Annotated in this window: 9 protein-coding genes and 5 pseudogenes; 11 read left to right on the top strand and 3 right to left on the bottom strand. The window is 60.3% G+C overall.

Features of this window, described 5'->3' with window-relative positions; genetic code table 11:
- Positions 1-55: 55 nt before the first annotated feature.
- The 4 genes and pseudogenes from murQ (at position 56) to tadA (ending at position 3,620) form a co-directional block, all read left to right on the top strand.
- Positions 56-933, top strand: a pseudogene (gene murQ, locus SOPEG_RS16910) (N-acetylmuramic acid 6-phosphate etherase).
- Positions 934-1,086: 153 nt separating this feature from the next.
- A pseudogene (locus SOPEG_RS16905) lies at positions 1,087-2,398 on the top strand (PTS transporter subunit EIIC).
- A gap of 3 nt (positions 2,399-2,401) precedes the next feature.
- Positions 2,402-3,038: pseudogene (gene yfhb / locus SOPEG_RS16900) on the top strand (phosphatidylglycerophosphatase C).
- Positions 3,039-3,104: 66 nt separating this feature from the next.
- Positions 3,105-3,620, top strand: a complete 516-nt coding sequence (tadA, locus tag SOPEG_RS16895) for a tRNA adenosine(34) deaminase TadA (RefSeq protein ID WP_025246238.1) — start codon at positions 3,105-3,107, stop codon at positions 3,618-3,620.
- A gap of 48 nt (positions 3,621-3,668) precedes the next feature.
- Here tadA and mltF read toward each other — a convergent pair whose 3' ends face one another.
- On the bottom strand, positions 3,669-5,156 hold the full coding sequence (gene mltF, locus SOPEG_RS16890) for a membrane-bound lytic murein transglycosylase MltF (protein WP_025246237.1): 1,488 nt from the start codon (positions 5,154-5,156) through the stop codon (positions 3,669-3,671).
- Positions 5,157-5,447: 291 nt separating this feature from the next.
- Between mltF and purL the strand changes: the two genes are divergently transcribed.
- From purL to glyA, 6 genes and pseudogenes are all read left to right on the top strand, one after another.
- Positions 5,448-9,335 (top strand): phosphoribosylformylglycinamidine synthase, encoded by a 3,888-nt coding sequence (gene purL / locus SOPEG_RS16885; protein WP_025246236.1) that lies wholly within the window; start codon positions 5,448-5,450, stop codon positions 9,333-9,335.
- Between the two features lie 763 nt (positions 9,336-10,098).
- A pseudogene (locus tag SOPEG_RS16880) lies at positions 10,099-11,525 on the top strand (sensor histidine kinase).
- A gap of 152 nt (positions 11,526-11,677) precedes the next feature.
- Complete coding sequence (locus tag SOPEG_RS16875; RefSeq protein ID WP_025246232.1) at positions 11,678-12,382, top strand: hypothetical protein; 705 nt, start codon at positions 11,678-11,680, stop codon at positions 12,380-12,382.
- Positions 12,379-13,692, top strand: coding sequence for a two-component system response regulator GlrR (glrR, locus tag SOPEG_RS16870; RefSeq protein ID WP_025246231.1), 1,314 nt, complete (start codon positions 12,379-12,381; stop codon positions 13,690-13,692). Before SOPEG_RS16875 ends, glrR begins: the two co-directional genes overlap by 4 nt.
- 60 nt (positions 13,693-13,752) lie before the next feature.
- The gene (glnB, locus tag SOPEG_RS16865) at positions 13,753-14,091 is read left to right on the top strand and encodes a nitrogen regulatory protein P-II (protein ID WP_025246230.1); all 339 of its coding nucleotides are present in this window, start codon (positions 13,753-13,755) and stop codon (positions 14,089-14,091) included.
- Positions 14,092-14,463: 372 nt separating this feature from the next.
- The gene (gene glyA / locus SOPEG_RS16860; protein WP_025246229.1) at positions 14,464-15,717 is read left to right on the top strand and encodes a serine hydroxymethyltransferase; all 1,254 of its coding nucleotides are present in this window, start codon (positions 14,464-14,466) and stop codon (positions 15,715-15,717) included.
- A 355-nt stretch (positions 15,718-16,072) separates the two neighbouring features.
- Here the strand turns inward: glyA and SOPEG_RS29900 are convergent, their stop codons facing one another.
- Positions 16,073-16,486 carry a PRD domain-containing protein gene (locus SOPEG_RS29900; RefSeq protein ID WP_236851830.1) on the bottom strand — a complete coding sequence of 138 codons (414 nt, stop codon included), beginning with the start codon at positions 16,484-16,486 and terminating at the stop codon, positions 16,073-16,075.
- On the opposite strand from SOPEG_RS29900, the gene SOPEG_RS29895 reads away from it, so the two are divergent.
- A complete protein-coding gene (locus SOPEG_RS29895; RefSeq protein ID WP_025246227.1) occupies positions 16,422-16,685 on the top strand; it encodes a hypothetical protein in 264 nt (87 codons plus the stop codon). The two genes, SOPEG_RS29900 and SOPEG_RS29895, sit on opposite strands and share 65 nt — an antisense overlap.
- Here the strand turns inward: SOPEG_RS29895 and idnO are convergent.
- Positions 16,686-17,450, bottom strand: a pseudogene (idnO, locus tag SOPEG_RS16850) (gluconate 5-dehydrogenase).
- Positions 17,451-17,482: the final 32 nt, after the last annotated feature.

Below are 17,482 nucleotides of genomic sequence, written 5' to 3'. Positions count from 1 at the left end.
TTATCTATTCGATAATAGTTTTTATTATTTGAATTAAAAATTCAACGGTGACTGTATGAATTTAGGGGCGCTCGTATCGGAAACACGCCATCCGGACTCGATGGCTTTGGATACCTTACCAACGCTTGAGATGGTGAGGCTGTTTAATCAACAGGACAAGCAGGTGCCGGAGGCCATTGCGTCCGAGCTGCCGGCGGTGGCCGCCGCTATCGATCGGGCGGCGCAGGCGCTCGGGGCCGGCGGGCGGCTTTATCTATCTGGGGGCCGGCACCAGCGGCAGGCTGGGGGTGCTGGATGCGTCGGAATGCCCGCCGACCTTCGGCGTGCCGCCAGACAAGATGATCGGCCTCATTGCCAGCGGTCCCGGCGCGCTGCTCAAAGCGGTGGAGGGGGCGGAGGACGATATGGCGCTGGGAGAACGCGACCTCCGACACCTCCAGCTCACCCCCGCCGATCTCGTCGTGGGGCTCGCGGCGTCGGGCCGAACCCCGTACGTGCTGGGCGCATTGCGCTATGCCCGCACGCTGGGCTGCGCCACCGTCGCGGTCTCCTGTAATCCGGATTCGCCGATCGCCCAGGCGGCGGATATTGCGATATCACCGGTGGTGGGGTCAGAAGTGCTGACCGGTTCGACGCGCATGAAATCCGGCACCGCGCAGAAACTGGTGCTGAATATGATCTCCACCGGCGCCATGGTGAAACTGGGCAAGGTTTATCAAAACCTAATGGTGGATGTAAAGGCCACCAATGTGAAGCTTCGCGACCGCGCCTGCCGCATTGTTTGCGAGGCCTGCGGCGTCGGCGTCGACCGGGCAAAGTCGGCCCCGGCGCAGACCGACTATGACGTTAAACCGGCTATTCTCATGCTGCTAAGCGGCGCTGGGAGCGCACGACGGCTTTTTGCGGGTGGCGTTGGCGGACGACCGCACATAACAGGGGTCGGCGAGCGGCACATTGGGCAAAGCTGTCTTTGACCAGCGCCAATGCGACGCCCAACGGCGCGCTATCCGCCCGTCGGCCTAACGGACGCTTGGGGCGCGCCGGCTCAACGCGGTGCGCCATCATTAACGGGACGGGAGCCCCAGAATGCATCAGAGCGACAGCGTGGCGGCAGCGCTGCTGTCCGGCCTTGGCGGGCCGGAAAATGTGCTAAAGCTGGAGAACTGCATGACCCGGGTGCGGGTCGAAGTGGTCGATGACCGACGCGTGGATATCGACGCCATCAAACGTGTGGAGGGCGTTAAAGGCTACATTATGCAGGGCCGGCAGCATCAGCTTATCGCTGGACCGGGCGCCGCGGCGAAGATCGTCGACGCCATGCGCCGCCTACTGCCGAATGCGCCGGGCGAGGTCCCCCGTCAGCGGCGCTCTGCGCCAGTTGGCCAACGTGTTTATTCCGCTCATCCCGGCGTTTATCGCCTCCGGTCTTATCACGGGACTGATCAATTTGCTTACGCGTTCGGACGTCAGCGGCGATATAGCGCGGTCCTATCCTAATGTGCTCGGACTGCTGGCGCTGTTTGGCAGTGCGGTATTCGCCATCATGAACATTTTGGTGGGGGTAAACGCGGCGCGGGTGTTCGGCGGTTCACAGGCCATGGGCGGGGTGATGGCCGCGATTTTGAGCAGCCCCGGTCTAGCGCAAATCCGGCTTTTCGACGAGCCGCTACAGCCCGGTCGTGGCGGGATGATCGCCGTGTTGCTGGTGGTTGCCCTGATGTGCTGGGTGGAAAAAGTGTTGCGGCGCCATTTACCGGAGTCGATAGAGCTGATAGTTAATCCGCTTCTGACTACACTGATAACTGCGTCGCTGGCGATAGTTGTGCTGCAACCGCTCGGTGGGGCGGTATCCGACGCTATTGCCCACGGGGTGAATGTCGCGATTGATCGCAGTGGCATGGCGGTCGGCACTTTACTGGCGGGAAGTTTTTTGCCGCTGGTGCTGACCGGCCTGCATCAAGGGATGGTGCCGCTGCATGTGGAGCTCATTCAGTCCCACGACGTCAATCCTCTGCTGCCGATCCTGGCCATGGCCGGGGTGGGGCAGGTAGGCGCGTCCTTTGCCGTGCTGGTGAAAACCCGTAGCGCCCGGCTGAAAAAGGTGATCAAGGCCGCCTTGCCGGTGGGGTTGCTCGGTATCGGCGAGCCGCTGATTTTCGGCGTCACGCTGCCTCTTGGTCGACCGTTTGTTGCCGCCTGCCTCGGCGGTGCGGTGGGCGGCGCGGTGATAAGTTATCTTAAAGTGGCGATGCTTATCACTTTTGGTCTGTCGGGATTGCCGCTGGCGCTGACCATCGTCACCGGTAAAGTCGCCGCCTATTTGGCCGGATGGGCGGCCGCCATCACGGGGGGATTTATTTTTACATGGCTGATAGGATTCAACGATCCAGAGGAGTAGCTTTTGATTAACCCAACCGCCCAGCGCGTCGTGTTTTTTGATTTGGACGGCACGCTGCATCAACAGGATATGTTCGGCTGCTTCCTGAGCTATCTGCTTGCGCATTTGCCGCTGAACATCGTGCTGGTGATCCCCGTTCTTCCGGTGGTGGCTCTTGGGCTGCTGGTAAAAGGCCGCTCGGCCCGCTGGCCGATGAGCCTGCTGCTCTGGTCGATTACCTTCGGCCACAGCGAGGCCAAGCTGCAGGCGCTACAGGCGGCGTTCGCGGCGGTCTTCCGTCAGCGCGTGCGGCGTTTTCCGCATGTATTGGCGCGCCTCGACGACTACCTCGCCCCAGGATGCCCAGGTGTGGCTTATTACCGGCTCGCCGGAGTCGCTGGTGGAAAATGTTTACCACGATGCGGTTTTCTTGCCCCAGGTGCGGCTTATCGGCAGCCGTATGCACCGGCGCTACGGCGGCTGGGTGCTGACCCTGCGCTGTCTGGGCCATAAAAAAGTGGCGCAGTTGGAGCGCGAGCTGGGGATCCCGTTGAAATTGTATAGCGGTTACAGCGACAGCGTTCACGACAGTCCGCTGCTTTATTTTTGCGAATATCGCTGGCGGGTCACCCATGACGGTCAACTTAAGCGGCTGGATTGAGCCCCCCTTCCTAACCCGCGGCCTGGCCGGTATAATCCGCCGCGGTTGTCAGCCGGGGGAGCGGTCATGAGCGAGCATTGCAGCGATGAATTTTGGATGCGTCACGCCCTGATGCTGGCGGGGGGCGCGCAAGCCGAGGGCGAAGTGCCGGTCGGCGCGGTATTGGTGTTGAACGACGAGATTATCGGCGAGGGCTGGAACCGCTCCATCGGTCATCATGATCCCACCGCCCACGCCGAAATCATGGTGCTGCGCCAGGGGGGGCGGCGGGTGGGTAATTACCGGTTGCTGAACGCGGCGATGTACGTGACGCTGGAACCGTGCGTGATGTGCGCGGGGGCGATGATCCACGCTCGCATCGGCCGTTTGATTTTTGGCGCGCATGACGAAAAAACCGGCGCGGCGGGATCGCTGCTGGATGTGCTCGGCCATCCGGGGATGAACCACCGAGTTATACTCACCGGCGGCGTGCTGGCGCAGGCGTGTTCAGCTCAGCTCAGCGCTTTCTTTCGCCATCGTCGGGCGCAGCACAGGGCACACCGCCTGGGGCTGCAACCGCCGCTGCCCGACGAACGCTCCTAACACCACCGCGGGCGCACACAGGACACACCGCCTCAAGAAAGCGCCGTGTTAAGGATGGGCACCCGTGCTGGCCGGCGTTAGCGTCTGTAGATCCTCCGACGTGACCACCGGGTAGGCATTGGCGGGATCGGCGTTCCAGGCCGCCAATTGCGCCGCCTTTTTCTCTTTTTCCTGCAAATACCCCACCAGACTGATTTCATAGCGGCGGATATTTTCCACGTAGTTATACGCCTGCTGGCCGCGGGCGTAACCGTACAGCGTTTGTTTGTAATAGCGCGGCTGGCTGAGCATCGGCAGCCGCAGCTTCACGTCGACCCAACTGTCGGGGTTGCCCTGCTGCTTCGCCGTCAGGGCGCGCGCATCCAGCATATGGGCATAGCCCATGTTATAGGCCGCCAGGGCAAACCAAATCTTTTCATCTTCTGGGATGGAATCCGGCACCCGCTGCATCATGCGCGACAAATAAAGCGCGCCGCCGCGCACGCTTTGCTCGGCGTTGGTTCGATCGCCTATTCCCAGACTGTCGGCGGTGGGGTGGGTAAGCATCATCAGCCCGCGTACCCCGGTGGTCGACGTGGCTAGCGGATCCCAATGGGATTCTTGATAGGAAATGGCCGCCAGCAACTTCCAATCGATATCGCGGGCATAGCGTTCAAACAGCGGTTGCAGCGCGGGCAGAATCGCATCAATTGCGTTAAGGAAGGTTTTGGTATCCACATAATCGAACCCGCCAACGTGACCGAGATACTTTTCCTCCAGCCGCGCCATGATGCCGTTGTCGTTTAACTGGCTGAAGAAGTCCAGCAGCGCGGCCGACAGCCCCTCGCTATCGCTGCGCCGAAGATACCAGGTAACCGGTTCTTTCTCGGTAATATCAAACGCCACCGCCAGCTGCGGATGCACTCGCTGCAGCAGCCCGACGGTGGCGGAGTCGGCCAGCGTATAATCCAGCTTACCCTCCGCCACTTTTTCCAGCAGCGACCGGCTGCTTAAATCCGATGAGACTTCCCAGGATAACTGCGGATATTGCTTCTTTTTCAACTGCCGGAGCTGGGAAATTTGCGCCGACCCCGAAGCGACCGCCAGCCGCCCCCGGAGATCCCCCAAATTTTTCGGCCGCGGCTGGCCCAGGCGGTACACCAATTGCTGCGATACCGAATAGTAGGACGGACCAACGGTGAATCTGTTCAGCCGCTCAGTGTTGTAAATCAAGCTGGCGGCCAGAAGATCGGCGTTGTCATTATCCAAGTCGTCAAACAGCTGATTCAGATTGCTGCGAACGCGCACCTTCAGTTTGACGCCGAGGTAATCGGCGAAGCGTTGCGCCAGATCGTAATTGAAACCCGCCGGTTGATTATTGACGCGATAATAGCTCAGCGGCGCGTCCAGAGTGCTGATACGAAGTTCGCCGCGCGCTTTAATGGCCGCCAGGCTATCCTGATGGGCGTTTCGCCAGGGGACGGTAGTCCAGAGTGCCCAGGTGAGCAAAATGGCGATAAGGCCGATAATAAAATAATTTAATTTAAAGCGCTTCAAAGCGTTATCTCATGCCGGAGGCAGGCCTCGCTGTCGTTAACGGCAGTATTATTATGGTTTTTTCTCCGAACAGGAGGGAATTTTGCGCAACAAAGCGCCAACGTGCAACAAGATTGATGCATGCGTTCAGGTGCTCAGGGGGTCAATAAGGATGAAAGAATAACTGCGCAAACGGTTTCGTCCGCAGCCGGGATTCTCTATAATGACGCGCGTTTTCCCCTGCTGTTGCGCCCCATGAATGGTCGAGCCACACACCCGCGGCCGGCGGTTCAAAACGAGAGATCTGTTACTATGGAAATATTGCGCGGTTCGCCCGCTCTGTCCGCATTTCGCATTAATAAGCTGCTGGTCCGCTGTCAGGACGCCCGTCTGCCGGTCGACGATATCTATGCCGAATACATCCATTTCGCCGATGTCAGCACGGCGCTCGACGAGGATGCGTTAAATCGGCTGCAGCGACTATTGAAATACGGGCCTTCTCTCGCCAAACATCAGCCGCAGGGGCGGCTATTGCTGGTGACGCCGCGACCCGGCACGCGGTCTCCCTGGTCGTCGAAGGCGACAGATATTGCCCACAACTGCGCCTTGCCCCAGGTCATGCGTCTGGAGCGCGGTTTGGCCTACTATATTCAGGCGCCGCGGCTGAGTGAGCCCCAGTGGCGCCAGCTCGCCGCCCTGTTGCACGATCGGATGATGGAAACGGTGTTTACCCGTCTGGAGGAGGCGCAGGCGTTATTTGCTCAGCACGCGCCGGCGCCGGTGACGCTGGTGGACGTGATGGGCGAAGGGCGCGGCGCGCTGGAGGCGGCCAATTTGGCGCTGGGTCTGGCGCTGGCGCAGGACGAAATCGATTATCTCTTCGCGGCCTTCACCCGTTTGGGGCGTAATCCCAGCGATGTCGAGTTGTACATGTTCGCGCAGGCTAACTCAGAGCATTGCCGGCACAAGATCTTCAACGCCGACTGGGTTATCGACGGCCAGCCGCAGACGAAGTCGCTGTTCAAGATGATCAAAAACACCTTCGAGCAGACGCCCGAGTTTGTGTTGTCCGCCTATAAAGACAACGCCGCGGTGATGGAAGGATCGGCGGTGGGGCGTTTCTTTCCCGATGCGCAGGCGGGGCGCTATGACTACCATCAGGAAGCGGCGCACATTTTGATGAAGGTCGAAACCCATAACCACCCGACCGCCATCTCGCCCTGGCCCGGCGCGGCGACCGGCTCAGGCGGCGAAATCCGCGATGAAGGCGCTACCGGCCGCGGCGCCAAGCCGAAAGCCGGTCTGGTCGGTTTTTCGGTCTCCAATTTACGCATCCCGGGCTTTGAGCAGCCGTGGGAAGAAGACTTCGGCCGCCCGGAGCGCATCGTCAGCGCGCTGGATATCATGACCGACGGGCCGCTCGGGGGCGCCGCGTTCAACAACGAATTCGGCCGCCCGGCGCTGACCGGCTATTTCCGCACCTATGAGGAGCGCGTTGATAGCCACAACGGCGTGGAGCTGCGGGGTTACCACAAGCCCGTCATGCTGGCCGGCGGCATCGGCAATATCCGCGCATCCCACGTGCAAAAAGGGGAAATCAGCGTGGGCGCCAAGCTGATTGTTCTGGGCGGACCGGCGATGAATATTGGCCTCGGCGGCGGCGCGGCGTCTTCGATGGCCTCCGGGCAGTCAGACGCCGACTTGGATTTCGCCTCGGTGCAGCGCGACAATCCGGAAATGGAACGCCGCTGCCAGGAAGTTATCGACCGTTGCTGGCAGCGGGGCGAGGAGAATCCGATTCTCTTTATCCATGACGTGGGCGCCGGCGGCTTGTCCAACGCGATGCCGGAGCTGGTCAGCGACGGCGGGCGCGGCGGCCGTTTCCAATTGCGCGAAATTCCCAATGACGAACCGGGCATGAGCCCGCTCGAAGTCTGGTGCAACGAATCCCAAGAGCGTTATGTTATGGCGGTCGCGCCGGAGCGGCTGGCGGAATTTGACGCCATCTGCCGCTGCGAGCGCGCGCCCTATGCGGTGATCGGGGAAGCAACGCAAGCGCTGCATCTCAGCCTGGACGACGACCATTTCGGCGACCGGCCGATTGATTTGCCGCTGGATGTGCTGCTCGGCAAGACGCCGAAAATGCTGCGTGACGCCGTCAGCCTACAGGCCGCGGGCCACGCGCTGAATCGCGACGGCATCACGCTTGCCGAGGCGGTTAACCGCGTGCTGCATCTACCGGCGGTGGCGGAAAAAACCTTCCTTATTACCATTGGCGATCGCAGCGTAACCAGCATGGTGGCGCGCGATCAGATGGTTGGACCCTGGCAGGTGCCGGTGGCGGACTGCGCCGTTACCACCGCCAGCCTGGACAGCTATTACGGCGAGGCGATGTCCCTTGGCGAGCGGGCGCCGGTGGCGCTATTGAATTTTGCCGCTTCCGCCCGCCTGGCGGTGGGCGAAGCGCTGACCAACCTGGCCGCGACACACATCGGCGAGATCAAACGGGTGAAACTTTCAGCCAACTGGATGGCGGCCGCGGGTCATCCCGGCGAAGACGCCGGCCTGTATCAGGCGGTGAAAGCCGTGGGCGAGGAGCTTTGCCCGGCGCTGGGGCTGACTATCCCGGTGGGCAAGGATTCCATGTCGATGAAAACGCGCTGGCAGCAGGGAGCAGAGCAGCGGGAAATGACCGCGCCGCTGTCGCTGGTTATCACCGCGTTCGCTCGCGTGGAAGATGTGCGTGCGACCGTGACGCCGCAATTACAGCCGGCGCGCGATAATGCGCTGCTGCTTATTGATTTGGGCGCCGGGCATCAGGCGCTGGGCGCTACCGCCCTGGCGCAGGTTTACCGCCAGCTCGGGGACGAAACCGCCGACGTGCGCGACGCCGGGCAACTGGCCGGCTTCTTCCGCGTTATGCAACAGTTGGTGGCGCAAGGAACGCTGTTGGCCTACCACGATCGCGCCGACGGTGGTTTACTGGTTACGCTGGCGGAGATGGCGTTTGCCGGCCACTGCGGCATTGATGCCGATATCGGCACGCTGGGGGAAGATGCGCTGGCCGCCCTGTTTAATGAGGAATTGGGGGCGGTTATCCAGATTGACGCGGCCGACCGCGACGCGGTAACGGCCCTGTTCCGCCAGGAGGGGCTGGAGGATTGTCTGTTCTATCTAGGTACGGCCCAGCCCGGCGACCGGTTTATCCTGCGCGCCGGGGAGCGCCCGCTTTACAGCGAGAGCCGCACCACCCTCAGAACCTGGTGGGCGGAAACCAGCTGGCAGATGCAGCGGCTGCGCGACAATCCCGAAAGCGCCGATCAGGAACATGCGGCCCGTCAGGACGATAACGATCCGGGCCTGGCGGTAGCGTTGAGTTTTGATCCTGCCGATGATATCGCCGCGCCGTTTATCGCCAGGGGCGCGTGGCCGAAAGTTGCGGTACTGCGGGAGCAGGGCGTGAATTCTCATGTGGAGATGGCGGCCGCCTTCCACCGTGCGGGCTTTGAGGCTGTCGATGTGCATATGAGCGATCTGCTCGCCGGTGCGCGGACGTTGGACGATTTCCATACGCTGGTGGCCTGCGGCGGTTTCTCCTATGGCGATGTTTTGGGCGCGGGTGAAGGTTGGGCGAAGTCGATTTTGTTCAATTCGCGGGTGCGCGATGAGTTCGAGGCGTTCTTTCACCGGCCGCAGACCTTGGCGCTCGGGGTCTGCAACGGATGTCAGATGATGTCCAATTTGCGTGAACTGATCCCCGGAGCGGAGTTGTGGCTGCGCTTTGTCCGCAATAAATCCGAACGTTTTGAGGCGCGGTTCAGCCTGGTGGAGGTCACCCAGAGTCCGTCGCTGCTGTTGCAGGGTATGGTTGGCTCCCGTCTGCCTATCGCCGTCTCCCACGGCGAAGGTCTGGTGGAGCTGCGCGACGCGGCGCATTTGGCCGCGCTTGAGCATGCGGGCCTGGTGGCGCTGCGCTATGTGGACAACTACGGTAAGGTCACGGAGAATTATCCCGCCAACCCCAATGGCTCACCCAATGGTATCACCGCGGTGACCAACGCCAGCGGACGTGTCACGTTGACTATGCCGCATCCTGAACGGGTATTCCGTACCGTCAGTCATTCCTGGCATCCCGCGGAGTGGGGCGAAGATGGCCCTTGGATGCGACTGTTCCGCAACGCGCGCAAGCAACTGGGCTAACGCGGCCTGGCGAATCTGCGCCGGCGAGCGGCCGGCGTGGAGACACAGGCATGGGGCGGTGGTGCTATTGCCTGGGCGGCGCCAATGGGCTATTTGGCTCTGGCCTTCGCTTGTGAGCTGCATGGCCCGGGACTTCGGCCATGGACTCCTATGGGCTATATGGCTCGGGGCTTGGCCTGTGGGCTGTTCTGTCCGGGTTTGGCCTAGGGGGTAAATAGCCCCGGCAGCGGCTATTGGCCTGATGGCTTCCCTCTGTCGCTTTTTCCGCTAGGATGCTCGTCTCACTGTCGTTAAAAGGCGACATTTATCTTCATGTTTTTTAATCATTTTTATTAAATCGCCCATTTATGTCTCCCGAGGGCGACATTTTTATTCGTTTTCCGTCTGGATTGCAGCCCAGCTTGGGCGACAGATAAATAAAAAATCATGTAAATCAACATATTATAAGTATTATTGGCGATGTGGCACGGTTTCTGCTATTCTAACTCAGTCGCTCATTCATCTCGATATGGCAGCGTCCTGAGGGAGGCTTATTCACGCTCCATATCTTCCGAATGATGCCAATGTACGGTGCCTACCGTCCAACGTAACCGTTAATCGTTGCTCCGGCGGCGTTAAAAATCAAAGGGCGACACGTTGAGTGAGGCACCCCCTACTTTTACCATTTAAGGCACTTGACCCACGGGCGAGTGCCTTTTTTGTTTTTTCCCTGCTGATGACACTCGGCTAGCATCAAGGCCTGTCCGTAAATCCTTTGAGGACGATGACCGTGAACAAGTGGCGTCCGTTTTCCCGTTCGCTGCGCCAATTGGTGATCCTGGCGTTCAGCCTGGTGCTACTGCCGCTGTTGGCTTGGCAAGCCTGGTAGAGTCTGGATACCCTGAGCGAGCAGGCGGCGGAGATCAACCGCTCGACGCTGGCGGACGCCCGGCGCACCGAAAATATGGCCAGTTTGGCGCTGGCGATGGAGCGCAGCTATCGCCAATATTGCGTTCTTGACGACCCAACGCTGGCGCGCTTGTACCAAAATCAGCGCCAGCAGTATCTCCTGACCCTAATCGGTCGCGGCGATCTTTTGCCGGATCCGCGTTATCGTCAGCGCCTCGAAAGCCTGTTGGCCGCTCTTGACAAACTTCATTGTGAAAACAGCGGTCAGGGCGGTCAGGCCTCGGCGTAGCTGGAGGCTTTTTCCCATGCCAACGGCGAATTGGTGCAGGCGACGCGGGAAAATATTTTTGCCCGCGGCCGCCAGTTGTAGCAGGCCATCGCAGAACAGGGGCGCTTTTTTGGCTGGTTGGCGCTGTTGCTGTTTTTGTTCAGTTTGGCGCTGGTATTCTTGTTTACCCGTATGATTATCGGCCCGGTGAAGCGGGTGGAAAATATGATCAACCGGCTGGGGGAGGGGCAAGCGCTGGCCGCGGATACGCCGTTTAGCGGGCCGCGTGAAATTCAGTCCCTGGCCCAGCGCATTATTTGGCTGAATGAGCGGCTGGCCTGGTTGGAATCCCAGCGCCACGAGTTTCTGCGCCATATTTCCCATGAATTAAAGACGCCGCTCGCCAGCCTGCGCGAAAGGGCTGAACTGCTGGCGGATGAAGTGGCGGGTCCGCTGAGCGCCGATCAGAAGGACGTGGTAGCGATTCTCGATAGCAGCCGCCGCCACTTGCAGCAACTCATTGAACAATTGCTGGATTATATCGCCGGTTGGCGGACGGCCCTTCTGGAGCTGAGGAGATCGATCTGGCGGCGATGGTAGCAGGCGTCATCGCTGCCCACAGCCTGCCGGTGCGGGCCAAGGGCATACATAACCACGTAACGCTTGAGGTGACCCATTGCCGGGCACAGCCGGCGCTTTTAAGCCGGGTGCTGGATAATCTGTATTCCAATGCGGTGCACTACGGTCAGGAATCCGGTAACATCTGGATCCGCAGCCGCCTCAGCGGGCAGCGTGTCCTGCTGGAGCTGGCCAATAGCGGGACGCCTATCGCTAAAACGGAGCGGACGCTGATTTTCGAGCCGTTTTATCAAGGCAGCATCCAGTGTAAAGGCGTGGTGAAAGGCAGCGGACTGGGATTGAGCATCGCTCGGGATTGTATCCGCCGCATGCGCGGTGAACTCGATTTGGTGAGCGTGGATTACGCCGCGGTCTGCTTTCGCATTACCCTCCCCCAAACCGGCGAGAATGGTTAATACATGACTGGAGCAGCACGTTCACCGCGGCAGACCGCTCATTACCTCTCTTGGCATTTGTCGGCCGTCTGCCGCCCGCGCGCCGCGCTGGTGGTGTTGCTGGCGCTGCTGCTGCTCTCCGCCTGCCAGCAGGACGGGGCGGTCGCCATCGGTTGCTCAGCGAGGTGCCGGGATCCCACACCCATTTGGCGCCGGCAACGCTTGCACAAGTGTGCGATGACATCTGGCAGAGTGACGATGGGGTGATGAACAAGCCTGACTACTGGTTAAGCCTGATGGAATGCGCTCCGCGCATGACGCCGGCGCAGACGCGCGCGGAAGCCTGGCGACATCAGGATGCAAACTGGCAGGACAGTTTCCGCCAGAGCATTCTGCTGGACGCCGCCGATATCGACGTGACCGAGCGGCGGCGGGCCTATCATCGCCTGCTAAGCTACCGCGACAACTTTCCGGCCGGCATCTACCCCCTGTTTACGCTATGGCGCCAGCATCAGGCGCTACGGCTGGTATTGGCCGATGAGCGCAGCCGCGCCCAGCGTCAGCAACAGGAAAGCGACAAGCAGATGCGTGCGCTGACGGCGCGCGAACAGCAGTTTAAACAGGAGCTGGCGGCTACCGCCCGCAAGCTGCAAAATCTGACCGATATCGAGCGACGCCTATCATCGCGCAAATGGCAGACGCCGGACGATGACGGCCCAGCCGCCTCCGACGGCGGCAGCGGCAAACCGCCGTCCGGAGAACGGCAGACGCCGAAGGCGGGCGGCACAAGCGCTCCCGGTGGCGGCGCGGCGGCCCCCCCTGCCGCGGCCGCCCGTCCGCCTGTTGCGGCGCCGGAGGCCGGAGAGCCACGCCAATGAGAACGCGCAAACACGCCAATTTATTGCTGGTGGATGATGATACCAGCCTGCTGAAGCTGCTGGGCATGAGGCTGACCAGCGAGGGGTTCACGGTCACGACCGCGGAAAACGGCCCAGAGGCGCTGCGGCAGCTGCTGCGCAATAAAATCGACTTGGTCATCAGCGATTTGCGCATGGACGAAATGGACGGTATCGCGCTGTTCAAGGCCATACAGCAGCAGCCCGGCCTGCCGGTGATCATACTCACCGCCCACGGCTCGATCCCGGAAGCGGTGTCGGCGACCCAGGAAAGGGTGTTCAGTTTTCTGACCAAACCGGTGGATCGCGACGCGCTTTATCGCGCCATCGACGAAGCGCTGGCGTTGACCCAACCTGCCAGCGATGAACGCTGGCGGGAGGCCATCGTTACCCGCAGCCCGCTCATGCTGCGCCTGCTGGAGCAAGCGAAGATGGTCGCCCAGTCGGACGTCAGCATCCTGCTGAGCGGGCAGAGCGGCACCGGCAAAGAGATTTTGGCGAAGGCGATCCACGCCGCCAGCCCGCGCGCCCATGCCCCGTTCGTTGCAATAAACTGCGGCGCCTTACCGGAGCCGCTGCTGGAGTCCGAACTGTTCGGCCATGCCCGCGGCGCTTTCATCGGCGCGGTCAGTCAGCGTGAAGGGTTATTCCAGGCCGCCGACGGGGGGACGTTATTTCTTGATGAAATCGGCGATATGCCGCTGTCGTTGCAGGTCAAATTGCTGCGGGTGCTGCAAGAGCGCAAGGTGCGCCCGCTCGGCAGCGATCGCGCTATCGATGTGCGCATTTTGTCCGTTACCCATCGCGATTTGCCGAAGGCGATGGCGGCGGGGGAGTTCCGCGAGGATCTCTATTATCGATTGAATGTCGTCAGCCTGAAACTGCCGCCCTTGCACGAACGGGCCGAGGATATACCCCTGCTGGCGCAGCATTTATTACGTATGGCGGCGCAGCGCCATAAACCCTTCGTGCGCAGTTTTTCCGCCTATGCCATGAGACGACTGGTGGCCGCCGGCTGGCCCGGTAATCTACGCCAACTGGTGAACGTGATAGAACAGTGTGTGGCGTTAACCTCCACGCCGGTCATCGGTGATGCGCTGGCGGATGATACCACGGTGATGCCGACCTTCGCCGAGACGCGCCATCAATTCGAGTTGCGCTATTTACGCAAGTTATTGCAAATAACCCGCGGAAATGTGACGCAGGCCGCACGGATGGCTGGTCGCAACCGTACAGAATTTTATAAACTCTTGTCCCGCCACACGCTGGACCCGAATGATTTTAAACATTGATCGGCCCTCGTTTCCGATGATCGACGGCGAGCGCCGGTAATCGACCAAGTAGGTGAAGTAATGAAAAAAATTGATGCGATAATCAAACCCTTTAAATTGGATGACGTGCGCGAAGCGCTGGCCGAAGTCGGCATTACCGGGATGACGGTAACCGAAGTGAAAGGATTTGGGCGGCAAAAAGGGCATACTGAATTGTATCGCGGCGCGGAGTACATGGTGGATTTCCTGCCCAAGGTGAAAATTGAACTGGTGGTACCGGATGATATCGTCGACAGCTGCGTCGACACCATTATGCATACCGCACAGACCGGTAAGATCGGCGACGGCAAAATTTTTGTCTTCGACGTCGCCCGCGTCGTGCGCATCCGTACCGGCGAGCAAGACGAAGAAGCCATCTGAGGCTCGCTGCCGGCGGCCCAAGCCATTGGAAAACCGACTCCGTTGAGCCGGCGCCCGAGGAGCGGCACACGATGCATCTCGGGAATATCGCCACGCCCACGCGTAGGCGGTAAGCGTGAGCGCCGTGAGTGCGCAACGCACCGGATGCCCGTGGGGACCGCGCATGAATTTTTCCGCCTTCGCGATGAAAATATTTCGCGATGTGGCCCGGGGGGCGGCTACAGGCTGGATGCGGCCGTTTAAAGGAAATCGTTTGCGTAAAAAGCGGCGCTGGACCCTTTCGGAAATGAGGCAAAAAAGATTACACTGACGGCCGGTCATTCCCCCTAATTTAATCGCCGTAGTAGGTTAGCTGAGAGTCAGGAGAAACAGATGTTAAAGCGTGATATGAACATTGCAGATTATGATGCCGCACTGTGGCAGGCAATGGAGCAGGAAGTGGTGCGCCAGGAAGAGCACATTGAACTGATTGCATCTGAAAACTACACCAGCCCGCGCGTTATGCAGGCCCAGGGCTCACAGTTGACCAATAAGTACGCGGAAGGCTATCCCGGCAAGCGCTACTACGGCGGATGTGAATATGTCGACGTGGTGGAGCAGTTGGCCATCGATCGCGCCAAAGCGCTGTTTGGCGCCGATTATGCCAATGTTCAGCCGCATTCGGGATCGCAAGCCAACTTCGCCGTTTATACCACCTTGCTGCAGCCGGGCGATACCGTGCTGGGGATGAATCTGGCGCACGGCGGTCATTTGACCCACGGCTCCCCGGTCAATTTCTCCGGAAAATTGTATAATATCGTGCCTTACGGTATCGATGAGAGCGGCCATATCGATTATGAGCAGCTGGCCGAACTGGCGAAAACCCATCAGCCGAAAATGATTATCGGTGGTTTCTCCGCTTATTCCGGCGTGGTGAACTGGGCCAAAATGCGGCAAATCGCCGACAGTATCGGCGCTTATCTGTTCGTGGATATGGCCCACGTGGCGGGTCTTATCGCCGCCGGCGTGTATCCGAATCCGGTGCCCCACGCGCACGTGGTGACCACCACGACCCACAAGACGCTGGCCGGCCCCCGCGGCGGTTTGATCCTGGCCAAAGGCGGCAGCGAAGAGCTGTACAAAAAGCTGAACTCCGCCGTGTTCCCCGGCGCGCAGGGTGGTCCGTTGATGCACGTGATCGCCGCCAAGGCGGTCGCGCTGAAAGAGGCGATGGAGCCCGCGTTCAAAACCCACCAGCAGCAGGTGGCCAAAAACGCCAAGGCCATGGTGGAAGTTTTCTTGTCGCGCGGGTTCAAAGTCGTCTCCGGCGCTACCGATAATCACCTGTTCTTGCTGGATTTGGTAGATAAAAACCTGACCGGGAAAGAGGCGGATGCGGCGCTGGGCCGTGCCAATATCACCGTCAACAAGAACAGCGTGCCGAACGATCCAAAGAGCCCGTTCGTTACCTCTGGGGTGCGTATCGGCACGCCGGCGGTCACCCGCCGCGGTTTTACCGAGGCCGATGTGCGTGAATTGGCCGGCTGGATGTGCGACGTGCTGGAAAATATTAACGACGACGCGGTGATTGAACGGACTAAAAATAAAGTGCTGGATATCTGTGCTCGTCATCCCGTTTACGCCTGACGGTACCGGACGGTTTTAACGAGACAAGGGGACTGCACGGCGCTTGCTGGCATAACCCCCGTCACAAACTGCTAACCGACCCCCTGCGGGGCCGTTTTTTTTTGGGGGGGCCTGGCAGCGCCGAGGTGCACTTGGGCTACCCGCGCCGCCGATTGTCGGCCCGGCGTTTTTCGGGCCACATGCCGCCAGTCGGCCAGCGCGGGCCGAGGTTGAGTCAGGACGTGCAGGCGACGCGGCGCCTGCTCGGCAGTATCGCAGCCGGGGTTCAGGATTCGAGCAGATCGCGGATCCGCTGGCGCTGCGCCTGCGGCAGCGGTATGCGCACCTGCAGCAGCGGCGGTGAGTATAAGGGCAATTACATTTGGAAAGGGGTAATCACCAGCACGGTATTTTTCGGCGCGCCGCGCGCCTGAAGCTCGGTGACCGATTGAAATTTGATATTCAGCGGCAACAGCGTCAGTTCCCGAATTTGCAGCTTCAGTTTGCGCTCCTGCTCTCCCACTGATTGGCTTAAAATCACCACCTGCTTTTCCTGCAAATCCGTCTCTTGCATCAACCAGGCGCCGAAGATGACCGCAATCAGACCCATCTCCTCTCGGCTGAAACGAATACGATACTCCGCTTCCAGCGGTATCATCGCCGAGCGGGTAGCGCGCAGCAGACTGGGATATTTTTCCTCTATTTCGCTTTGCAGGCTGCTATCGATGCCCATGTGGAAATGGCAGCGTTCCAACGCGGCGCTCAAATGGAAAAACAGCTGTTCCGCCAGCGGGCCCTCGTGGGGAAACGTTCTACCGGAAAGCTGCGCGAAACGGCTGATAACGCCGCGCGCGCCGTCGCTGTGGCGTAATGTGGTATGGACAACGCTGGCGCTCGCCGGCGGGGTGCTATTGGTGGGAGCGGGCGCGCTGCTGTATTTCAGCGCGGTGCCGGAGATGGTAAGCGGTATCCGCCCGTTTAGCGTCTGATTACACCACCGCCGCCATGCCGCCGTCGACAAACAGCAGATGACCGTTGACGAAATCGGCGGCGGGGGAGGCAAGGAACACCGCCGCGCCGATCAATTCCTGGGGGTCTCCCCAACGCCCGGCGGGCGTCCGCTGGAATAACCAGGTGTTGAACGCGTCGTCCTGCGCCAGCGAGGTGGTCATTTCGGTTTTGAAATAGCCTGGCGCGATACCGTTGACCTGGATATTGTAGGGCGCAAGTTCGGCGCACATCCCACGGGTCAGCATTTTGACCGCCCCTTTAGCGGCGGCGTAAGGGGTAATGTTGGGACGGGCAAGCTCGCTTTGCATCGAGCCGATGTTGATGATTTTGCCTCGGCGGCGCGTCACCATCCGCTTTGCCACCTGTTGAGAAACCAGAAATACCGCTTTCTGGTTTACGTTGATAATCTCATCCCAGTCGGCTTCGGAGAACGACAGCAGCGGATGCCGGCGCTGAATACCCGCATTATTGATCAATATGTCGATCGGACCCTGGCGCTATTCCAGTTGCTCAATCGCGCGGCTGACCTCGGCGCCATCGGTAATATCAAAGCTCACGCCCAGTGCGTCCAGGCCCTCGGCGCGCAGTTGCTCCGCGGCCCGCTCGGCGTTCGCCGTGGTCGTCGCCGTCACGATAACACTGGCGCCATAGCGGCCGAGGCCGCTGGCCAGCAGATACCCAATCCCCCTAGCACCGCCGGTGATGAGCGTCCGTTTTCCCGTTAAATCAAACAAATTATGCATCCAGTCCTCCTTAATGACGCGTGGGTGAGACA

The organism is Candidatus Sodalis pierantonius str. SOPE, from assembly GCF_000517405.1.
Taxonomy (GTDB): Bacteria; Pseudomonadota; Gammaproteobacteria; order Enterobacterales; family Enterobacteriaceae; genus Sodalis_C; species Sodalis_C pierantonii.
Note: the sequence above shows the minus strand (reverse complement) of the source record. Positions and strands in the feature narration are given on the sequence as shown.

Coding starts and splice junctions, on each gene's coding strand:
- glnB (WP_025246230.1), top strand. CDS start 13,753: ATGAAAAAAATTGATGCGATAATCAAACCCTTTAAATTGGATGACGTG.
- SOPEG_RS29895 (WP_025246227.1), top strand. CDS start 16,422: ATGCCCATGTGGAAATGGCAGCGTTCCAACGCGGCGCTCAAATGGAAA.
- glyA (WP_025246229.1), top strand. CDS start 14,464: ATGTTAAAGCGTGATATGAACATTGCAGATTATGATGCCGCACTGTGG.
- glrR (WP_025246231.1), top strand. CDS start 12,379: ATGAGAACGCGCAAACACGCCAATTTATTGCTGGTGGATGATGATACC.
- tadA (WP_025246238.1), top strand. CDS start 3,105: ATGAGCGAGCATTGCAGCGATGAATTTTGGATGCGTCACGCCCTGATG.
- purL (WP_025246236.1), top strand. CDS start 5,448: ATGGAAATATTGCGCGGTTCGCCCGCTCTGTCCGCATTTCGCATTAAT.